4 protein-coding genes are annotated in these 3,571 nt (G+C 68.6%); 2 read left to right on the plus strand and 2 right to left on the minus strand.

Annotated features, from left to right (window positions below; translation table 11 throughout):
* Positions 1-1,070 (plus strand): ATP-binding protein (locus GSQ95_RS25540; RefSeq protein ID WP_158974004.1); only part of this gene is annotated, 1,070 nt, incomplete at its 5' end.
* Between the two features lie 9 nt (positions 1,071-1,079).
* Here GSQ95_RS25540 and GSQ95_RS25545 read toward each other — a convergent pair.
* Both GSQ95_RS25545 and GSQ95_RS25550 read right to left on the minus strand, forming a co-directional pair.
* Entirely contained in the window at positions 1,080-1,994 is a 915-nt protein-coding gene (locus GSQ95_RS25545) for a transporter (protein WP_178118509.1), read from the minus strand.
* Between the two features lie 106 nt (positions 1,995-2,100).
* On the minus strand, positions 2,101-3,093 hold the full coding sequence (locus GSQ95_RS25550; protein ID WP_158897108.1) for a helix-turn-helix transcriptional regulator: 993 nt from the start codon (positions 3,091-3,093) through the stop codon (positions 2,101-2,103).
* A 279-nt stretch (positions 3,094-3,372) separates the two neighbouring features.
* On the opposite strand from GSQ95_RS25550, the gene GSQ95_RS25555 reads away from it, so the two are divergent.
* The coding region (locus GSQ95_RS25555; protein ID WP_218580232.1) for a hypothetical protein at positions 3,373-3,571 on the plus strand (199 nt) is incomplete at its 3' end.

Below are 3,571 nucleotides of genomic sequence, written 5' to 3' on the forward strand. Positions count from 1 at the left end.
CGGGTATCTCCGGTGCCCTGGAGCTGATGGAGACGCGTATCGCCCAGGGGCGGTTGCGCGAACTTGATCGCTACCTGATCGCCGCCCAGGGCGCGGCCAAGCGCGCCGCCGCCCTCACCCACCGGCTGCTGGCCTTTTCCCGGCGCCAGACCCTGGCGCCGCGGCCGGTGGACGTCAACCAGCTGATCGATGGCCTCACCGAACTCATCCAGCGCACCGTGGGTCCTGGCATCCAGGTGGAGACCGTCGGCGCCGCGGGCCTCTGGCCGGCCCTGGTGGACCCCAGCCAGCTGGAGAATTCACTGCTCAATCTCTGCATCAATGCCCGTGACGCCATGCCCGAAGGCGGTCGCATCACCATCGAGACCGCCAACCGCTGGATGGATCGCGAGACCGCCCGCGCCCAGGATCTGCCGGAAGGTCAGTACCTGTCGCTGAGCGTGACCGATACCGGAGTCGGCATTCCGCCCGAGGTCGCGGTGCGGGTGTTCGAGCCCTTCTTCACCACCAAGCCCATCGGCCAGGGCACCGGCCTGGGGCTGTCGATGATCTATGGCTTCGCGCGCCAGTCGGGCGGTCAGGTGCGGCTCTACTCCGAAGTCGGCCAGGGCACCACCCTGAGCATCTATCTGCCGCGCTACCTGGGCGATACGCCGACCGACGAAGGCCTGGCCACGCGCCGGGAAGTCGCCGGTAGCACCCAGGGCGAAACAGTGCTCATCGTCGACGACGAACCGACGGTGCGGATGCTGGTCGTGGATATCCTCGAAGACCTCGGTTACGCGGTGATCGAAGCGGCCGACAGCCTCAGCGGTTTGAAGATCCTGCAATCGGACGTGTCGCTCGACCTGCTGATCACCGACGTCGGCCTGCCCGGCGGCATGAACGGTCGGCAGATGGCGGAGGCGGGGCGCCAGTCGCGTCCGGGTCTGAAGACCCTGTTCATCACCGGCTATGCTGAGAATGCCGCCATCGGCAACGGGCATCTGGATCCGGGCATGGAAATCCTCACCAAGCCCTTTGCCATGGACACCCTGGCGGCCCGGGTACGCGAGATGCTAGGCGTCTAGCATGCCGCCCTAGAAGCTGGCGCCGATTTTCAGCGCCACGGTATAGCCCTCGGCCCGGTTGCGCGTCTCGAATTCCTTGTAGGCGTGCAGCCAGATGGCCGGCAATCCCGAGGAGGGATCGAAGAAGCTGAGCGCCGGCCCCAGCGCCAGGGTCCGGGCACGGTTGCCGCGGGTCAGGCCGGGGGCGTCGTCGTCGCTGAGCTGGCGGTAGTAGTAGCCGCCCAGCCCTGCGGTCCAGGGACCGACATGCTGGCCGACGGCGAATTCGTGGCGATACTCCACCCCGCTGCGATAGTCGGTGGCCGCGTTGCGCGCATTGATGTCGACTTGGAAGCTGGACGACAGCTCCAGTCCGCTCGGGCTGATGTAGCTGGCGTTGAGGATCGGCGATACCGTCCAGTGGTTGGTCCCGGGGCTGACCAGCCGATTCTTGTCGTAGTCGCCGGTCGGCGCCTGGATCGACAGCTGGGTGTTGATGCCGACGCCGGGCGCCGGCTCCCAGGCGAGGATCAGCGGAATCAGCTGCAGATCCGCCGGGCGGAACAGCTCGGCGCTGTCGCTGAACACCCGCTGCCCACCGGCGTTGATGCCAAGATCGGCGTCCATGCGAAAGAACACCGAGACCGCACCGAAGCCGTAGCGCGCACCGAACAGCTGCTGGTCGGTCATGCGCAGATAGGCCAGGCCGATGGCCAGGACATTGATGTTGAAATCGTTGCCATCGTCCTGGCCATGGCTGTCCTTGATCACCCGCGCCTGGTAGTCGCTGAAGCGCATACCGAAGGTACCGACGGGCGTCGACGGCGGCATGAAGCCGGCGCCGAAGTCCTGCACCCCGGCCGCGGTGGTCGGCATGCCCTTTTCGGTGGCGTGGGTGGTGGCGGCCAGCGCGGCGAGCGACAGGACGGCGGCGCGGGTCAGCATTCCGGGCAGAGACGGCATGGCAGGATTCCTCAGGGCATTCGAGCGGGCGAGCGAAGCCTCACCGGGTGCGTGAGCGCCCGGTCTTGGCATAGGGATCAGGGGAGGATCAGTCCGGCGCGGCGGCGACCCGTTGCGCGATCTGCGCCTTGCGGTTGACGCCGAGCTTCTCGTAGATGCGCCTCAGGTGATGGCGGACCGTGGCCGGCGCCATGCCCAGGTTGCGGGCGACTTCCTTGTAGGTCTGGCCGAGGGCGAAGCACTGGGCCACTTCCAGTTCACGGGCGCTGAGGCGTTCCGCCGAACTGCGCCGGCGTGCCTTGAGCAGCAGCAGATCGCCCAGCGCCTGGGCATCGAGCTGCAGGGTGCGGCCCTGGTAGGTGCCCTGGGGATCACAGGCGGGCGGCAGGCGATTGCCCTGCCAGCCCTCCCACTCCCCCGCCAGCAGGGCGGCGAAGCCGGGCTCCATGGACAGCAGCACGCCATAGCGATCGCACACCGCCAGGGCCGTTTCGTCGAAGCTGCCCTGGCTGTCTCTCAGGGTCGCCAGGGTGCGCAGGCAGCTCTCGCGCTCGGCATGCAGCAGATGGGGCATCAGCCATTCCACCAGCTGGCATTCCAGCGCGGTGAAAGGCGTGGCGGGGTCCTCGCGGAACAGCGTGAGGTGCACGCCCAGGCGGGTCTGGTCGTCGGTGAGCACGATGCGCAGGCCATGGGCCAGGCCATACCGCTGCCCCAGGGCGGCCAGGGCCGGCGCGGCCGTCTGGTCCCGGCAATCGAACAGCTGACAGCGGCCCTGCTCCTGATGCAGGTCGCCCAGGGCGCGGTCGTCGGCCTTGAGGGCATCCCATTCCCGGGTATAGCTGCGCGGCAGCCCCAGCAGGAAGGTGCTGTGCGCCACGGGAGCGCCGTCGCGCCAGGCGGAGTTGCCCCACCAGGCCTTGTCGAAGGCGACCAGGCACTGCAGCTGCTCCAGGGCCTGGGCATGGAATTCGGTGATGGCCCCGCCACGCAGGCGGGCTTGCAGCGCCAGGACGACCTGGCTGAAGCGAGCGACCACCGCGCTGGGCACACTGCAGGAAACGACGGCTGACTGATCCATGCTACCCCCATTGTTTTGATTGTCTTTGGGTAGGATGCCGGCCCCCTGACGGGGCCTGGCTTGGGTCCGAGTCTACCGTACCGCTGCGGCGCGCCTATCGTTCAGATGCAGGATAGGCCGCCCTCTGCTACCCGCGCGTCCGCGCAACGGCCGCGCGCGAACCGGGGTCCAATGCCCGCCGCCATCGTTCATCTGATCGATAGACCCACCCGAGCGCTCCGGCGAGGCTGGCGGCGACCCGGCGTCCATCCTGGCGCCCGGGACCACAGGAGAAGCCCCATGCCCGACGTCTTCGCGCGCCTCACTCCCGAGGTTGCCGGCCTGCTGGCGCAGCTGGCCGCCCACCCGCAGCCGCCGCTGGACAGCCTCACCCCGGAGCAGGCGCGCGCCGCCTATGTGCAGCTGAATCGCGCCCTCGGCCTGCCGCCGGCAGCGGTGACGCGAGTGGACGAGCTCAACGCGCCCGGCCCCCTCGGCC

Source organism: Pseudomonas sp. BAV 4579, from assembly GCF_009765395.1.
GTDB classification, from domain to species: Bacteria; Pseudomonadota; Gammaproteobacteria; order Pseudomonadales; family Pseudomonadaceae; genus Chryseomonas; species Chryseomonas aestiva.